We start from the raw sequence: 16,661 nt of genomic DNA on the forward strand, positions 1-16,661 counted from the left end.
TGTTTGCCGGAAGGTGCAGCTTCACCCGATCCACAAAGCAAACAGCCATTCCTAAATAAAAACATGATGAAAACACTTATTTTAAAATTAAGGGAAGCGAATTTCGCTAATGTCTTAGAAATTGCATTTGCCGGCATTATCATTATTGTCAGCTGGAACACTTTAGCCAGGGTATTGCTATCCGTTGATGCCACAACGGCTTTACCTGATCCGGGGATCTGGCAATTGATCTATTTGAGCGTCCTGCTTTTTACCGGCTGGCTGCTGCTGGCCTGGCAACTGCTGCATTACTTCTGGCATCGCCTGGGCTTCATCTCTTTCACTCACCTGGTTTCACATTTTAACACTTTAGCATTATGGCAACAATTAGGGTTTTACTGGGCATCGTTTGCCTTGTTTTTACTGGCGGGCATTGCTTGTGTAGCAGCCGTATTTTAGGAAGTCGGGCGTTGGAAGTCCGAAGTCAGCAGATATGGTGTATTAAAAAAGCACGGTATTTCTCTGTTGAAAACGTTGTGCCCTTTGTGGTTAAAAATAACGACTGTAGAAAACCATCTCATCACTTTAAGTCCGCTGTTATTTCCATTGCGCAATCGCAGATCGGGGTAAGGGAAGCCACAGGTCATAACGACGGCCGCCAGGTAGAAGCCTATCTGCGCTATACGGGTTTAAAAAAGGGAAATCCATGGTGTGCTGCCTTTGTGAGCTGGGTTTTCGGGCAGGCCGGTTATCGCCAGCCGGTAACTGCCTGGAGCCCGGCTTTATTCCCGGCTGGAAGGCGGACCACCGACATTAAACCTGCAACCCTGTTTGGCATCTACTTTCCGGCACTTAAAAGAATTGCGCATTGTGGTTTAGTTGCACAAAAGGACGGCCATTGGTTCATCAGCATTGAAGGCAATACCAATGTGGACGGCAGCCGCGAAGGTGATGGGGTATACCGGAAACGCCGCCTGGTAAAAAACATCCATCTTTTTGCCGACTGGACAAAACAGAAGGGAGGCAAACATGCGCATGAATAATGTTGGGTTTCTACTGCTGCCTTTCATGTGCTGCGCCTGTGGCAGCCTGAAAAGTACACAGCAGTTCCGTGAACAAATCGGCCAATGCGAAAGTGCCAGTTACAGCCATACAGATGAAACCCGGCAAAGCAACCATACCGCATTCATTACTGACAGTAGCAGCGTAGCGTACGAGGTGCAGATTATACCTGTAGGTGCCTTTACTTATGATGCCGCGAGGGGTTTTCAGGGGATGGCTACAAAAGTGATACTGAAAGGGAAACAGCAACGCAACATGCAACAGCATCTTGCAGCAAACAGTTTGAGCCACCTGAAACAGGCAAACCTGGTGAAGGATAAAAAGGAATACCGCAAAGTGGAGAAGGCACAGGTAAAAACGAGGCCGACTATTCCGGCATGGCTAAGGGTAAGCCTGTTTGTGGGCTGCTTAGCGGGATGTTTATACCTACTCCGCCGACATTGATAACCTGGGGTTTGAAGGGGGTAAAGGGCTGTATGCCAAATTCGAAATGTCATCCTGAGCTTGTCGGAAGACTGATAAAAAAGCACTTAACTGTTTTTCGGCAAGCTCACCTGACAAATCTTCTTGAATAATGATGCTATCACCTTTTTTGGATTGACCGGTTGCAGAGACTGATGTTGAGAGTGCATTTTGCCGGGTATACGCCTTATCCTTTTGAAAAGGGATAAGCCACCTGCTGTCATTCCGGAGCAGCCTAATTCAAAATAAGCATGTTATCACTGTTTTAGCTGGCTGACAGGCATGACTGATGCCTTAATCCTTCACTACCCGGTTTTTCAATAATAAAATGGGGTCATATAAGGCCCGCATGAGTCGGTATCTTTTGCCGAGTTTCATCGTGATGATTTTCCAGTCATCCGTCTCATTAATGGCAAATCTCCGGAGCGTATAACGCGTTTCCACCGAAGTATAAATGGATAAGCCAAAAGTATACCCGGCCTTTACCAGCATTTTTTGATGTTTCGCCGGGATTTTGCCGTATGGATAGGCGAAGGAATAGACCGGGGACTGCAGTAAAGTTTCCAGGTTTTGTTTCGAACCGGCAATATCCTGGTAAGCCGTTGCTTCACTTACCTTGTTCAGCCGGATGTGGTTTTCGCCGTGGCTCCCTATTTCCATGCCGAGTGCCAATAAATGCCGGAGTTGATCAAGATTCATGAGTTTTACACTGCTCATGGCAAATTCTTCAATATCCCAGGTGTTTTCACCGTCAATATGATTGGAAGGCATATAAAACACCGCTTTCATGCCGCGTTTCAGCAATTCAGGGATGGCAAATTCAAAAAGCTCGGCTGCACAATCATCAAAGGTGATGATGATCCGGTTTTTTAAGTCTTTTGCGGTTAATTTCTGGCTGACGATTTCATGAAAGGTGGTGGTTTGCAATTGCTGTTCTGCAATGCAGTTTAAAAATTCCAGGAACTTACCATGACTGATACACCAGGTCTGCAAACTCGGGTGAGGCTGTTCTGCTACATGATGCAGCATGGCAATGGGGATATTCAAGGGGTTTTCCGGTTAAAGCGTCAGCGAAATTTTAATTCCCAAATAAACGGATTTAATCGGTTAAAAACTCAGATTCCCTCAATTTTTTTAACGCTAAAACGAATAAATTACTTAACCTTCAAAGTTGTAAAAGCGACTAGCTGGTAAAAAATTTCTCATCCGGCTAAACTTTGCATACCTTTGCGAGCATTTTAGCGTTCTTGTAACAAAACCATATCATGACTATGCGGATATTTTATCCTTTTTTATTGCTGATTTTTCTGAGTAGCTGGGTATCTGCACAGACGTTACCAGTAGGTTTATTGGAAAATGTAGAAGATGCCTACAGGAGGCAGCAATTGCTGGGTAAAGACAGCTCCAATAGTTCTTATATGATCAGGCCAATGTTTATGTCAGACCGGAATGACCTGGCTTTGGATCCAGACAGCAGTTACTCTTTACTTCATTTCAGGAAGCTACTGTATAGCAATCCCAAATTCAAAACCCAGATTTATGCCTTGCCCTTAGCCTGGCAGCAACAAGTCAATTCCCATCATCCCTATGGCATGAATGATGGTTCCATGGTACAGGCCAAAGGTTATGAAACGCAAATCTCCGCAGGCATTTACGCCAAGATCGGCCCCTTAAGTATTCAGTTCCGGCCAGAATATGTATATGCACAGAATCTGAAATTTCAACGTTTGGCTGATGCGCCGAATGGCGTCTATTGGAATACGCCTATAACCAATTATTATAATAACATCGATTTACCAGACCGTTTCAATAATGGCGCTTATAGTAAATTAAGCCTAGGGCAGAGCAGTATCAGATTAAATGCCGGCCCGGTGTCTTTTGGTTTTTCGAATGAAAATTTATGGTGGGGCCCAGGAGTTAAAAACTCCTTGTTAATGAGTAATAATGCATCAGGCTTCAGACATTTAACTCTAAATACCACCAGGCCGATAAAGACTTATATAGGTTCTTTTGAAGCGCAGATTGTAGGCGGTAGATTAGAACAATCTGGGGTCAACTTATTGCAACAAGGTGGCTTACCTCAGGCAATAGTTTATGAATCCAAAACAAGACCTTATGATTGGCGTTATTTTTCAGGCATGGTGCTCACCTATCAACCCAAATGGGTGCCTGGCCTGTTTTTGGGTTTTGACCGTTCTTTTATTGTCAACCGCTCCAATATGGGCAATAGCTTCTCTGATTATTTCCCCATTTTTGATGCGGTTGAAAAAAGGAATTTTGGAGAAAATAATCAAGGACAAAATTTGGATGAACTGGCAGCAAGGGATCAATATATTTCATTTTTTGCCAGATATGTTTTACCTGAAAGTAAGGCAGAAGTTTATTTTCAATATGGTCGTAATGACCATGCACAAGACCTCAGGGATGCTTTAGTAGAGCCTGAACATACCAGAGCTTATATCGTAGGGTTTAGGAAAATTGTTCCTTTACAACGGACTGACGAGGGAATTCAGATCGGCGTAGAGTTTACTCAAATGGAGAAATCTACTACTCAAAATATGCGTGCAACCTTAGGTTGGTACTCTCATCCTTTAGTTCCTGATGGTTATACCAATCAAGGACAAGTGCTGGGTGCAGGAATCGGACCTGGCAGCAATATGCAGTCTTTAGATGTAAGTTGGGTAAAAGGGCTAAAAAGAATCGGTTTTCAATTAGGAAGACAGGTTAATAATAATGATTTATTTTATACGTTCGCAGCGGCTTCTGCTGATAAAAATCAATACATCAACCGCCATTGGGTTGACCTTTCTCTTGGAGGCAATGTAAGTTGGAATTATAAGAATTTCATATTGAATGGTCAATTGACTTATATTCGATCACTAAACTATCAATACCAATGGCAAGATAGTAATCCTCCTGGTGATTATTGGAACTGGAATAAACAGGATGTTGGGAACTTTCATGCAAAAGTTGGTTTAGTATATCTGTTTAATTAATTTTTACCTCATGAATCCAGTTTTGAATACCCTTTTTGATATTACATTTAAATGATTAAGTTTGCAGATGGCTCAGTTTAGTATTCTAATTAATATATTTCAAATCTTATAGGTTCAAATATTATTAGATTGCTTCATTTACCATCCCTTTAAATATCTATGAATACATACAAATTAAACAGAAACAAGTGCATTTATTACGCATTGCTTATTACTTTTTGCCTTTCTACGTCGTGTGTCAGTAATAAGAAAATTGCCTACTTTCAGGATATTCAAACGGTTAATCAGGCCCAACTTGAAAATGCGATAAAGTTTACAGAACCACTTATTCAGTCTGATGATATCTTGAGTATCAATATTTTCACGCTTAATCCTCAAAGCGGTACTGTCGTTAACCAGGCAGCAAGTACTCCTACACTAGGTGGAAATACAAATAATAGCTTATCTACTCAAAGTACTGGTTTTTTAGTTGACAAAAATGGCGAGATTGAACTATCATTAGTAGGTAAGGTTAAAGTTGCTGGATTAACAACTTATCAAGCGAGGGAGCTAATACGGGAAAAAGTTAGCACGTTTTATAAAGAGCCAAATATACAGTTGCGCTTTGCCAACTTTAAAGTAAGTGTTTTGGGCGAGGTAAGTTCACCATCCGCATATACATTACCCAATGAGAAGGTTTCAATCTTGGATGCGCTCAGTTTAGCAGGTGATTTAACTATTTATGGAAGACGAGATAATATTCTTATTGTAAGAGATAATAATGGGAAAAAAGAGTTTGCAAGACTTGATCTCAATTCAAGTAATATTTTTAGTAGTCCTTTCTATTATCTAAAGCAAAATGATGTCATTTATGTAGAACCAAATAAAAGAAAGGTTTCGGCTTCAAACTCTGCTCAGATCCAGACTATTAGTGTTGTTGCTTCAGTTATTTCAGTAATAGTTTTAGCGATTGCTAACTTTAAATAGTATTAACTTATGAATAATTTTTCTGAATTAAATACAAACTCATCCAATGAAGATGATAATATCAATATACGAGATTTATTATCAAATATGCTTATTAAATGGCCATGGTTTGCTATAAGTATTTTAACATGTTTGATTATTGCTTTTTTATATAGCCGGTATTCACCTCCCGTTTACTCGATAAATGCAAAAATTTTAGTTAATGATGATGAAAAAGGCGGTGGCTTAGGTAAACAAGCTGGTGCTTTAATGGATTTAGGTGGTATACTTGGTTCAAAAAGCTCAGTTGATAATGAGGCTGAGATATTGAAGACTCGATTTTTAATGGAGCAAGTCGTTAGAGACATGCAATTAAATATTGTCTACTCTAAAAAAAATAATTTGGTAAGCCGCGAATTATATGATTCCCCTTTTAAACTAAATATTATAAAAGGAGTAGATACAATATATAGTACAAAGCTTGAAATAAAAAAGGCTAATGGAAGTAGAGTATTAGTTATTGCTGAAAATTTTGAAAAAGAGGTGGCGTGGGGAGAGCAGTTCCGTATCAAAAATATTGGGCTCTTAAAGTTAGATCCTGTGGATTTATCTAAAATGAGGGATGACCCATATTATGTATCAGTATCTTCAATAGACGGTAGAGTTTCTGAACTATCAAATCAGTTAAATGTTAGTGTTACGAATAAACAAGTAAGCATAATAGATTTAGGTTTGTCTTATTCTATTCCAAGAAAAGGTGAAGATATACTTAATAAGCTAATATCTAAATATACTGGCAGTAATTTAAAAGATAAGAATGCAATCGCAGATAGCACTTATAAATTTATTAAAGAAAGATTAAATTCTATCGCTTCAGAGTTAGGAGATGTTGAAAATGAGGTAGAAAATTTTAAACAGAAAAACCAGTTGGCTGATATGTCTGAACAAGGAAGGCAATTAGTTCAAAATACGGGCGAATTTACTATTGAACTGGCAAAGGCTGAGACACAAGTAAATGTGCTTAATGATTTAGAGCGGTATTTACTCGATGAGAAAAGTAATAAAAGAGTTTTTCCATCATCTCTGTTGCCTCAGGATTTAGTTTTTTCAAATTTGATGAATCAGTATAACGCTCTTTTAGTTGAGCGTGAAAGACAACTTTTGAGTGTCACAGAAGAAAGCCCATTCATACAAAACATTGACAAACAAATTGCAGGTTTGCGAGGCGATATCTTATCAAATATTAGAAGTACCAAAAATAGCTATATTCAAACTCGAAATAAACTTCGTACTCAACTTAGTTCGGCTGAAGGGCAAATTTCTGGTGTTCCAGTAATTGAAAAAAATTATCTCAAATTAGCAAGGAATCAGAAAATTAAGCAAGAGCTTTATATCTTTTTAATGCAAAAAGCTGAAGAGACTGTAATCTCGAAATCATCTAATATTTCTATCGCGAAAGTCATTGATCCTCCTAAGTCGCAGGTTACTCCAATAAGTCCTAAAAAAAATATTATATATTTTTCAGGACTTGTAGTTGGATTACTTATTCCGATTATTGTTCTTATGGCATCAAATTTGTTCAATGTCACTATTTCAAGTAAGCAAGATATTAGTAATATTACTGCTGTGCCTATAATAGGTGAGATTAGTCATAATAGTGAAGCTGATAATTTGATCGTTGCAAATAAAGGTCGGTCTTCCATTTCCGAACAATTTAGAGCATTAAGAACTAATTTGTCATTTTATTTAAAGAATTCAGACGAAAAAGTTATTTTATTAACTTCAAGTATGAGCGGTGAGGGAAAATCTTTTACCGCTATTAATTTAGGGAATATTTTAGCTTTAGCAGGTAAAAAGGTATTATTGATGGAACTTGACCTTCGAAAACCTGGTCTCTCAGCAAAACTAGCGATAAGCAATGATATCGGATTTAGTAATTACACGATAAATAAAGATCTTAAAGTGCAAGATATTGTAAAGCCTTTAAGTATAAACAACAATATGTATATTATATCATCAGGCCCTTTACCTCCAAATCCTGCAGAAACATTGATGAGTGAATATACTCCGGTACTAATGAAAGAGTTAAAAGAGCAGTTTGATTATATTATTATGGATGCTCCCCCAGTTGGCATTATTACTGATGCACAATTACTATCTGTATATGCTGATGTTACGCTATATATTGTTAGACAAAGAGTAACCTTAAAGGATCAATTGAAGATTGTGGATGATCTTTATAAATCTGGTAAAATGAAAAATATTGGTATTGTTGTAAATGATATTTTAACCAAGCAATATGGATATGGATATGGGTATGGCACCTATGGTGTTAATGAAGATAAGGAGAGCTTTAGCCAAAAGATCAGAAATAAGTTTAAATTAGGATAAAAATATAATAATGAAAGTTGCATTAATTACCGGTATTACTGGACAAGATGGGTCTTATCTTGCTGAACTACTATTGGAGAAGGGCTATATGGTCCATGGGATCAAAAGAAGAAGTTCTTTATTCAATACAGATCGAATTGACCATTTGTACCAAGATCCACATGATCAGGATGTTAGATTTAAACTGCATTATGGCGATCTATCAGATTCTACCAATCTAATCAGAATTGTACAAGAGGTGCAACCGGATGAAATTTACAATTTAGGTGCAATGAGCCATGTAAAGGTCTCTTTTGATTCACCGGAATATGTAGCCAATGTAGATGGTATCGGAACTTTACGTATCCTGGAAGCCGTAAGGATATTAGGCTTAGAAAAAAAGACCAGAATTTACCAGGCATCTACTTCTGAATTGTATGGAGGCATGCCGGAAAATAAGAATGATAAGGGATTTTATGATGAGAATTCACCCTTTTATCCACGTTCGCCATATGGTGTAGCCAAGATTTATGGGTTTTGGATCACCAAGAATTACCGTGAGGCTTATAACATGTTTGCCTGTAATGGGATCTTATTTAACCATGAAAGCCCATTAAGGGGAGAAACTTTTGTAACCCGGAAAATCACACGTGCCGTAGCCAAAATCGCACAAGGTTTACAGGATAAATTGTTTTTAGGAAATCTTGAGGCAGAACGTGACTGGGGACATGCAAAAGACTACGTAGAAGCGATGTGGCGAATTTTACAACAAGATGCACCTGAGGATTATGTTATTGCGACAGGGGTAACCACTAAGGTTCGTGAATTTGTCCGTATGGCATTTGCTGAAGTGGGAATCACTATTGATTTTAAAGGTGAAGGCGTAGCAGAAAAAGGTTTTGTAAGTGCTTGTGCCAATCCTGAATTCCAGGTGGCGATTGGTACTGAAGTAGTAGGTGTAGATCCTACCTATTTCCGCCCTACTGAGGTTGATTTATTAATTGGTGATCCAACCAAATCCAAAACAAAATTAGGCTGGGAACCAAAATATGATTTAGCGGCTTTAGTAAAAGAAATGGTAGCTGTTGATGTGGATCACTTTAAAAAAGAAACACTTTTGAAATCTCATGGCTATACCATTAAAAATCAATATGAATAGATTTTTTTCTATTATAAATTAAATATTTGAAAGATCACTGTACATTATTTGTAAGTTCTTGTCGATGTCAAAGATCTGCTGTAACATGTTATTATTACTGCATTATGGAAAAACCTATTATTAGAGCGTTACAATCAGTATAATGCATTCTAAAAAGAACACAATCACAAATTTATTGTGGACAGTAGGGCAACAGATGGGTAATCAGATAGTTACTTTTATTACATCTGTAATACTAGCCCGATTGTTGCAGCCTTCTGATTTTGGTTTGATGGGGATGATGGCTTTGTTGATAGGCATTGGGAATGTTCTAGTTGATGCAGGGCTAACAAATTCACTGATAAGAAGTAAACAACTTGATGAGAGAGACTATTCAACGGTTTTCTACATCAATTTAATAGGTGCGATACTTATATATATAATATTGTATTTTGTTGCACCCTTGATATCGGATTTTTATAGACAGCCACTACTTACAAATTTAATTCGTGCATACTCATTCTCATTTATTATTGTAGCTTTTGTTGGAGTACAAACCACTAAGTTGACAAAGGAAATGAAATTTAAATTACAAATGTTGATGCAAATCCCTTCAGTAATCATAGGAGGAATTGTCGGAGTTTATATGGCTATGAATGGCTTTGGTGTTTGGAGTTTGGTATGGATGAATTTAACTAATGCTTTCGTTTTCGCTGCTCTACATTGGATATATAGTGACTGGAAGCCAAAGATGATTTTTGACATAGAACGATTCAAGTATCATTTTAATTTTGGGTATAAACTCACCTTATCTGGTGTATTAGATATTTCTTTCGAAAATATCTATAATATTGTGATTGGACGTATATATTCGGTAGTTAGTTTGGGCTTTTATACTAGAGCATTTAGTCTTCAAATGTTACCGGTTCAAAGTATCTCTGCTGCATTAAATAAAGTAACTTTTCCTTTATTTGCATCAATCCAAGATGATGACCAAAAATTAAAAGAAGTTTATAGACTCATTATGATACAGGTTCTTTTTTGGGTTACTATGATTATGGTTACTTTGCAAGCTGTAGGTGCACCACTATTTAATATACTTTTTACTAGTAAATGGGCTCCCGCAGTGCCATTTTTCCAAATATTATGCGTATACGGTATGCTTTACCCATTGCACTTATATAATCTAAATATCTTACTTGTCAAAGGCCGTTCTGATCTGTTTTTAAAACTGGAAATATATAAGAAGATAGTAACTATTATAGGTATTGCAAGTGTTATTCCTTTTGGGATTTATGGGCTCATATACTTTCAAATTCTTTTTTCTGTCATATCATTTTTCATCAATACATTTTATAGTGGACGTCTTATTAATTATAGTTTGAAAGATCAATTAAAAGATATTCTACCTATATTTATTATAGCTGTTGTGGTTTCCTTAAGCGTTTGGCAATTTAAAAAGTATTTTCTTAGCAAATATTTGCTAACTGATTATCCCCAACTTATTATTGTTGGTTCTATCTGTATGTTATCATTTCTGGGTATTGCATTTTTATTTAAATTAAAAGTGATATCAGATACGATGAAATTAATTAAAAAATAACTATGATTCCAGTAACAAAACCATTTTTACCGCCTCAGGAAGAGTATCTTAAATACCTAGATGGGATATGGAAGCGGCAATGGTTAACAAATATGGGGCCTCTTTCAAGTGAACTTGAAATGCATTTGAAGGATTTTTTAAATGTAAAACACTTGCTATATGTAACAAATGGAACTATTGCTCTGCAGATGGCAATTAAAGCTCTAGATCTAAAGGGGGAGATTATTACTACACCATTTTCTTTTGTAGCAACTACAAGTAGTATTGTGTGGGAAAATTGCACGCCCATATTTGTTGATATTGATATAAATTCATTAAATATTGATCCAAATAAAATAGAGGAAGCCATAACGCCTAAGACATCAGCCATATTGGCAACTCATGTATATGGGAATCCATGTGATGTTCTGGCAATTGAGAAACTTGCGAAAAAGCATAATTTGAAAGTTATTTATGATGGCGCTCATGCTTTTGGTGTAAAGGTGAATGGCAAATCAATATTTGATTATGGCGATATTACAACATGTAGTCTGCATGCTACAAAGCTTTATCATTCGATTGAGGGAGGCTTAATTTGTGCTACAGATGCTAATTTGATAAAAAAATTAGCTTACATAAGAAACTTTGGTTTTAATGGACCTGAGGCTTTTTCAGGACTAGGGATTAATGGTAAAAATTCTGAATTTCATGCCGCAATGGGGTTAGCTAATCTTAACCATATTGATGCAATTCATGAAAAGCGTAGGCTTTTGACAGAAAGATATAATAATGGGTTGAAAAATCTGAAAGCTACAGCACCAACGTGGCATAGCAATGGAACACTAAATTATTCATACTATCCATTAGTGTTTGATAATGAGGAGTTAATGTTGAGATGCATGAACAATCTAAGCCTCAATGAAATATTTGGTAGAAGATATTTCTATCCATCTTTAGCAAAAACATTGCCTTATTTAGAACCAAAGGAGTTGGCTATTACAGATTCAATATCCAAGCGAGTTTTATGCCTTCCATTATATTATGATTTATCACTAGAGGAAGTCGATCTCATTTGCCGTCTTATCTTAAGAGTGCAGAACAATTAGATTATGTTAATAATAGGTGCTGGTGGTTTTGCAAAGGAGATTTTAGAAGATATTATAGGGAGAAACGTTAACATTTCTTTTTATGATGATGTTTCTGATGACGATTCTGTTTTTCCTAGAAATAGATTTAGTACACTAAAAACAATCGAGGCTGCTAAATCCTACTTTGAAACTTATGGTTATGAATTTACAATTGGAATTGGCAATCCTTTACTAAGATTTAAAATGTTTGAAAAATTTGATTCCATAGGCGGCCAATTTTCATCAACAATAAGTTCACTAGCAAAAATAGGAAGCTTTGACATTGAAATTGGAATTGGTTCAAATATTTTAGCAAATTGTACAATATCTAGTTCAGTTAAGATTGGTCATGGATGTATAATCTATTATGGTGCAATAATTACTCATGATTGTATAATTGGAAAATTCGTCGAAATATCACCTGGGGCTGTGTTGCTTGGTAAGGTTCAGGTTGGAGCTTTTTCTCAAATTGGTTCTGGTGCAATAGTCTTACCAAATATTAAAGTTGGAAAAAATTCTATTATAGGTGCTGGTGCAGTTGTAACTAAAGATGTGCCTGATAACAAAGTAGTAGCTGGTATTCCAGCTAAAATTATTAGAGATTTAAGTCCATTAGAAATAGAAAATGAATAAATTGAAGGTTTCTGTCGTAATGATAACATATGGCCACGAGCGCTATATATTAGATGCGATTAACGGGGTGCTTAACCAAAATATTAATTTTGAAATTGAATTAATAATTTCAAATGATTGCTCGCCAGACGCTACAGATGAAATAATCAAAAATTTCATAAATAATAGCCCTAAAGGACACATGATCCGGTATTATTCCCAACCAAATAATGTTGGCGTATTACCAAATTTTATACATGCCCTAAAGATGGCTAAAGGGGAATATGTAGCCTTATGTGAAGGAGATGATTTTTGGATTGATATGAATAAGTTAACTATGCAAGTTAACTTTTTGGATGAGAATTTGAAATATGTTGGTTGCTTTCATAACACTGAAGAACGTTATGAAGATTCCTCAGAGTTAGCATCTTTTTTAATGAACGATTTTCCTAAAGCAAGAGAAATCTCTTTTAAAGATCTTACAGATGCAAACGTAATGGCTACATGCTCAGTGCTTTTTAGAAATTTTGACTTTGATACATTACCTTCATGGTTTAAGAAGCAGCGCATGGGCGACTGGTCCCTGCATCTATTAAATGCTAGAAATGGTAATTTTTATTTCTTGCCTAAGGTACTAGCTGTACATCGGCTTCATCAAGGCAGTACATGGATGCTACAGGACCATAAAAAAAATTTACAGTATGTAGTTGATACTTATAATTGCATGATCGCAAGTGAAAGTTTTTCTTTAAAGCAAAAAAAATTATTACAACGAAGTAAAAGAAAGTTCACGACACTTCATTATTTAACTATACCTATCAAAAGGTTTGTAAAGAGTATACTTAAGTTATAGCTGCAGTTTTATACTTATTTGGTATGACAATAAAGATATGATAATATATATTGCTATTAGCGGCGGGATAAAAGAATCATTTAGTCGAAATTATGTTTGATAAAATATTGAGCTATTTTAAACAATTAAAATATAAAGCTCATCTTAAATCTGTGATGAGTTTTATTGAAATAGGCTCTTCTCATTTGCTAGAAAATTTTAAATTGAGAATAACAAACCCTATTGCTAATAAAAAGTATGTTACAATTGGTCAAGGATCAATTTTAAACTGTGAAATTATTTTCGAAACAGAACAGGGGAACGTCCAGGTCGGTAATAATTCTTATATTGGGAATACTACTATAATTTGTCGATCTAACGTAGTTTTTGAAGACAATATCTTCGTTGCATGGGGGGGGTATTTTTATGATCATGATTCTCATTCTTTAGACTATAAAGAAAGACGTAAAGACATAGCTACTCAATTACATGATTATCGTGCAGGAAGAAATTTTATTGAAAATAAAAATTGGAATGTCGTTAACTCAAAGCCAATTAGAATTTGTAGTGATGCTTGGATTGGTATGAACTGTATTATATTGAAAGGAGTTACCATTGGAGAAGGAGCCATAGTTGGTGCAGGTAGCATAGTGACAAAGGATGTAGAACCATGGACAATAGTGGGAGGGAATCCGGCAAGGAAGTTGAAAGATATACCACAAGAGTTAAGAAAAAAATGAAAATATTAATTATAGGTTCCAAGGGTTTTATCGGTGGACATTTGGCAAATTATCTTTCGCCTATACATGATGTCTGGGGGGCAGATGTCGTGAGCAGCAATTTGTCATATAACTACTTCAAACTGGAGCTTCAAAACACAAATTTTGAAGTTATATTTGAAAAGCATCAATTTGATATCTGTATCAATGCTAGTGGCAATGGTAGTGTTCCAATTTCTTTAACGAAGCCTGTGTTCGATTTTGAATTGAATGTTACTAATACAATTAAAATTTTGGATGCTATAAAAGTTCATAATCCAGAATGCCGATTTATCAATATGTCTTCAGCAGCCGTATATGGCAATCCTGGTACACTACCGATAAAAGAAACTATTGAACTGAAGCCATTATCTCCTTATGGTTGGCATAAGTTATATGCCGAACAAATATGTAAAGAGTATTATTATTTATATAATATAAAAACAATAAACTTGCGACTATTTTCTGTTTACGGAGAACATTTAAGAAAGCAATTGTTCTGGGATACCTACCAAAAAACAATTAGATCTTCCGCAGTAGAGCTTTTTGGTACAGGAAAGGAAACACGTGATTTTATATACATAGGAGACCTGGTTGAAGCTATTCATTGTGTTATTGATAGAGGATTATTTAATGGTGAAGCGATTAATGTTGCTTCGGGCATAGAAATCACAATAGAAAAGGCTGCTAAAATCTTTTGTAAAGAGATTGATGAAAATATTATAGTTAGCTTCAACAACATTGTAAAACCAGGAGATCCGCTTAATTGGAAAGCAGACATAAGCGTATTGTGTAGCTTTGGCTTTTTACCAAAAACAACAATTGAACAAGGTCTTATAAATACTGTTAAATGGCTGAAAGAAAACAAATAACTCTAATCTATTCTTATAATGATAATTGGATTGGAGGAACTTACTATATTTTAAATATTATAAAAGCTCTAAATACGTTAGATGACGATTTAAAACCCTTATTGCTTATTTTGCATAGCAAGAAGTCTTCAATTAGTCCGATTAATGAAATTAGTTATCCTTATATTTCATTTATGGTTATTGACTTAAGATTATCTTTTTTCGAAAGATTAGTGAATAAATTCTTTTATCATCTAGATGGAAGGATGATTTTCAAAATTACTCTTCCTAAAGGAATAGGCGAAAACGTTTATCCACTTGCTTACAATGTTTCTAATAAAAACATAGCAAAAGGAAGGTACTGGATTGCAGATTTACAAGAATATTTTTTACCTGAATTTTTCTCGAATTCTGAAATAAGATCTAGAAAGGCTGTACACAAAAGCTTCGTTAAAGATCAATCACCTATAGTATTTAGTAGTAAAACGGCCCTACAGGACTTCGATTCTTCCTACCCAAATAATAGTAATCAGAAGTATGTATTAAACTTTGCTAGTTTTATAGATAAAACTTATAAGGAAATTAACATTAACGAATTACTTGGCAAGTTTAATATAGCTAAACCTTACTTTATTGTTTCAAATCAGTTTTGGTTACATAAAAATCATAAAGTTGTACTAAATGCTTTAAAATTTTTTAAAGGTACGGAGTATGATTTCCAATTAGTATTCACAGGTAAGGAATCTGATTACAGAAACCCTGAATATTTCGAATCGCTGAAAAACTTTATTAAAGAAAATGAGCTTGGTAAATATATTTTATCTTTAGGTTTTATCGAGAGGAATGAGCAATTGCAGTTAATGTCAAATGCTATTGCAATAATTCAACCGTCTTTATTTGAAGGCTGGAGTACTGTTGTAGAAGACGCAAAGGCAGTAAACAAGTATATTCTTGTTTCCGACATTCCCCTACATAGAGAGCAAATAAATTTTAATTGTGACTTCTTTGACCCGAAAGACGATAAAGACTTAGCTCAAAAAATGATGAAGACTTTGGATGTAAATCCCAAAATAACCCCATATGATTATGGTGAAAAACAAAAGCAGGTGGCAAAGGATTTTCTTAGGATATTTGAATAATTGACTTAGCTTAAGAAAGATATATTTTAGTTCAATAACTTTAGACGACAATGAAAAATACCGAAATAGCTTTATCACGTACAAAGATTGCGGAAAATTTCCCAGAGCTATCAGAGATTGGTATCGAACTCATTTTATCTTCAATGGTAGAGGAACATCCAGAGTTAAGTACAGCAGAATTTTTTACTTGGTTGGATGATTTAAACAAAAGTGTAACCTTCGACATTGAGTTCGTTCCATTAACAGAATTGAAAAACTGGAATGTTGATGAGCTTGGCAACGTTAGGCACGAAAGCGGGAAATTTTTTAGTATCCAAGGAATTCGGGTTAAGTCTGCGAATCAGAATGTGGTTAAGGAGTGGGATCAGCCTATTATTAATCAGCCTGAAGTTGGCTTTCTAGGTATTTTGTGCCAAAAGCGAGGAGATGTTCTTTGTTTTTTAATGCAAGGGAAAATAGAGCCGGGTAATGTAAATAAAATTCAATTATCACCAACATTACAAGCTACAAAAAGTAATTTTATGCAGGTTCATGGTGGAAATGTTCCTAAATTTTTGGAGTATTTTAAAGATGAAGTGGAAGGACGAAAGATAATTGTGGATCAATTACAATCGGAACAAGGTGCAAGATTTTTAAGAAAAAGAAATCGTAATATGATTATCGAGATGCCAGCCAGTACTAACCTGGAAGTTCCTGATAACTTTTGTTGGTTGACATTGAATCAATTGAAATATCTTCTTAGTTATCCCAACTTAATCAATATGGATACAAGAACAGTTTTATCATGTATTCAAATCGTATAATAGAC

At 35.6% G+C, this 16,661-nt stretch carries 16 protein-coding genes; 15 read left to right on the forward strand and 1 reads right to left on the reverse strand.

Features of this window, described 5'->3' with window-relative positions; translation table 11 throughout:
• Positions 1 to 63 precede the first annotated feature (63 nt).
• Genes OQX64_RS16500 through OQX64_RS16510 form a run of 3 tightly spaced genes read left to right on the forward strand, consistent with a single transcriptional unit; the run spans position 64 to position 1,485 of the window.
• On the forward strand, positions 64 to 438 hold the full coding sequence (locus OQX64_RS16500; RefSeq protein WP_265819592.1) for a hypothetical protein: 375 nt from the start codon (positions 64 to 66) through the stop codon (positions 436 to 438).
• On the forward strand, positions 357 to 1,022 hold the full coding sequence (locus OQX64_RS16505; protein WP_265819593.1) for a peptidoglycan-binding protein: 666 nt from the start codon (positions 357 to 359) through the stop codon (positions 1,020 to 1,022). The genes OQX64_RS16500 and OQX64_RS16505 overlap by 82 nt, the downstream gene beginning before the upstream one ends.
• Positions 1,015 to 1,485: a hypothetical protein gene (locus tag OQX64_RS16510; protein WP_265819594.1), complete on the forward strand. Its 471-nt coding sequence runs from the start codon at positions 1,015 to 1,017 to the stop codon at positions 1,483 to 1,485. Before OQX64_RS16505 ends, OQX64_RS16510 begins: the two co-directional genes overlap by 8 nt.
• Positions 1,486 to 1,797: 312 nt before the next feature.
• Here the strand turns inward: OQX64_RS16510 and OQX64_RS16515 are convergent, their stop codons facing one another.
• Positions 1,798 to 2,550, reverse strand: a complete 753-nt coding sequence (locus OQX64_RS16515) for a polysaccharide deacetylase family protein (protein WP_265819595.1) — start codon at positions 2,548 to 2,550, stop codon at positions 1,798 to 1,800.
• 224 nt (positions 2,551 to 2,774) lie between these two features.
• On the opposite strand from OQX64_RS16515, the gene OQX64_RS16520 reads away from it, so the two are divergent.
• From OQX64_RS16520 to OQX64_RS16575, 12 genes are all read left to right on the forward strand, one after another.
• The gene (locus tag OQX64_RS16520) at positions 2,775 to 4,499 is read left to right on the forward strand and encodes a capsule assembly Wzi family protein (protein ID WP_265819596.1); all 1,725 of its coding nucleotides are present in this window, start codon (positions 2,775 to 2,777) and stop codon (positions 4,497 to 4,499) included.
• Positions 4,500 to 4,658: 159 nt separating this feature from the next.
• Entirely contained in the window at positions 4,659 to 5,465 is an 807-nt protein-coding gene (locus tag OQX64_RS16525; RefSeq protein WP_265819597.1) for a polysaccharide biosynthesis/export family protein, read from the forward strand.
• A gap of 9 nt (positions 5,466 to 5,474) precedes the next feature.
• A complete protein-coding gene (locus OQX64_RS16530) occupies positions 5,475 to 7,835 on the forward strand; it encodes a GumC family protein (RefSeq protein ID WP_265819598.1) in 2,361 nt (786 codons plus the stop codon).
• A 10-nt stretch (positions 7,836 to 7,845) separates the two neighbouring features.
• Positions 7,846 to 8,973 (forward strand): GDP-mannose 4,6-dehydratase, encoded by a 1,128-nt coding sequence (gmd, locus tag OQX64_RS16535; RefSeq protein ID WP_265819599.1) that lies wholly within the window; start codon positions 7,846 to 7,848, stop codon positions 8,971 to 8,973.
• 142 nt (positions 8,974 to 9,115) lie between these two features.
• The gene (locus OQX64_RS16540) at positions 9,116 to 10,555 is read left to right on the forward strand and encodes a lipopolysaccharide biosynthesis protein (protein ID WP_265819600.1); all 1,440 of its coding nucleotides are present in this window, start codon (positions 9,116 to 9,118) and stop codon (positions 10,553 to 10,555) included.
• Between the two features lie 2 nt (positions 10,556 to 10,557).
• Positions 10,558 to 11,640, forward strand: coding sequence for a DegT/DnrJ/EryC1/StrS family aminotransferase (locus tag OQX64_RS16545; RefSeq protein ID WP_265819601.1), 1,083 nt, complete (start codon positions 10,558 to 10,560; stop codon positions 11,638 to 11,640).
• 3 nt (positions 11,641 to 11,643) lie between these two features.
• Complete coding sequence (locus tag OQX64_RS16550) at positions 11,644 to 12,294, forward strand: NeuD/PglB/VioB family sugar acetyltransferase (RefSeq protein ID WP_265819602.1); 651 nt, start codon at positions 11,644 to 11,646, stop codon at positions 12,292 to 12,294.
• Positions 12,287 to 13,126, forward strand: a complete 840-nt coding sequence (locus OQX64_RS16555) for a glycosyltransferase family 2 protein (protein WP_265819603.1) — start codon at positions 12,287 to 12,289, stop codon at positions 13,124 to 13,126. The genes OQX64_RS16550 and OQX64_RS16555 overlap by 8 nt, the downstream gene beginning before the upstream one ends.
• A 92-nt stretch (positions 13,127 to 13,218) precedes the next feature.
• Positions 13,219 to 13,845: an acyltransferase gene (locus OQX64_RS16560; protein WP_265819604.1), complete on the forward strand. Its 627-nt coding sequence runs from the start codon at positions 13,219 to 13,221 to the stop codon at positions 13,843 to 13,845.
• Complete coding sequence (locus OQX64_RS16565) at positions 13,842 to 14,735, forward strand: NAD-dependent epimerase/dehydratase family protein (protein WP_265819605.1); 894 nt, start codon at positions 13,842 to 13,844, stop codon at positions 14,733 to 14,735. Before OQX64_RS16560 ends, OQX64_RS16565 begins: the two co-directional genes overlap by 4 nt.
• Complete coding sequence (locus tag OQX64_RS16570) at positions 14,714 to 15,853, forward strand: glycosyltransferase (protein WP_265819606.1); 1,140 nt, start codon at positions 14,714 to 14,716, stop codon at positions 15,851 to 15,853. Before OQX64_RS16565 ends, OQX64_RS16570 begins: the two co-directional genes overlap by 22 nt.
• 50 nt (positions 15,854 to 15,903) lie before the next feature.
• Entirely contained in the window at positions 15,904 to 16,656 is a 753-nt protein-coding gene (locus OQX64_RS16575) for an NDP-hexose 2,3-dehydratase family protein (RefSeq protein ID WP_265819607.1), read from the forward strand.
• Positions 16,657 to 16,661 lie beyond the last annotated feature (5 nt).

The organism is Pedobacter sp. GR22-10 (assembly GCF_026239715.1).
GTDB lineage: Bacteria > Bacteroidota > Bacteroidia > Sphingobacteriales > Sphingobacteriaceae > Pedobacter.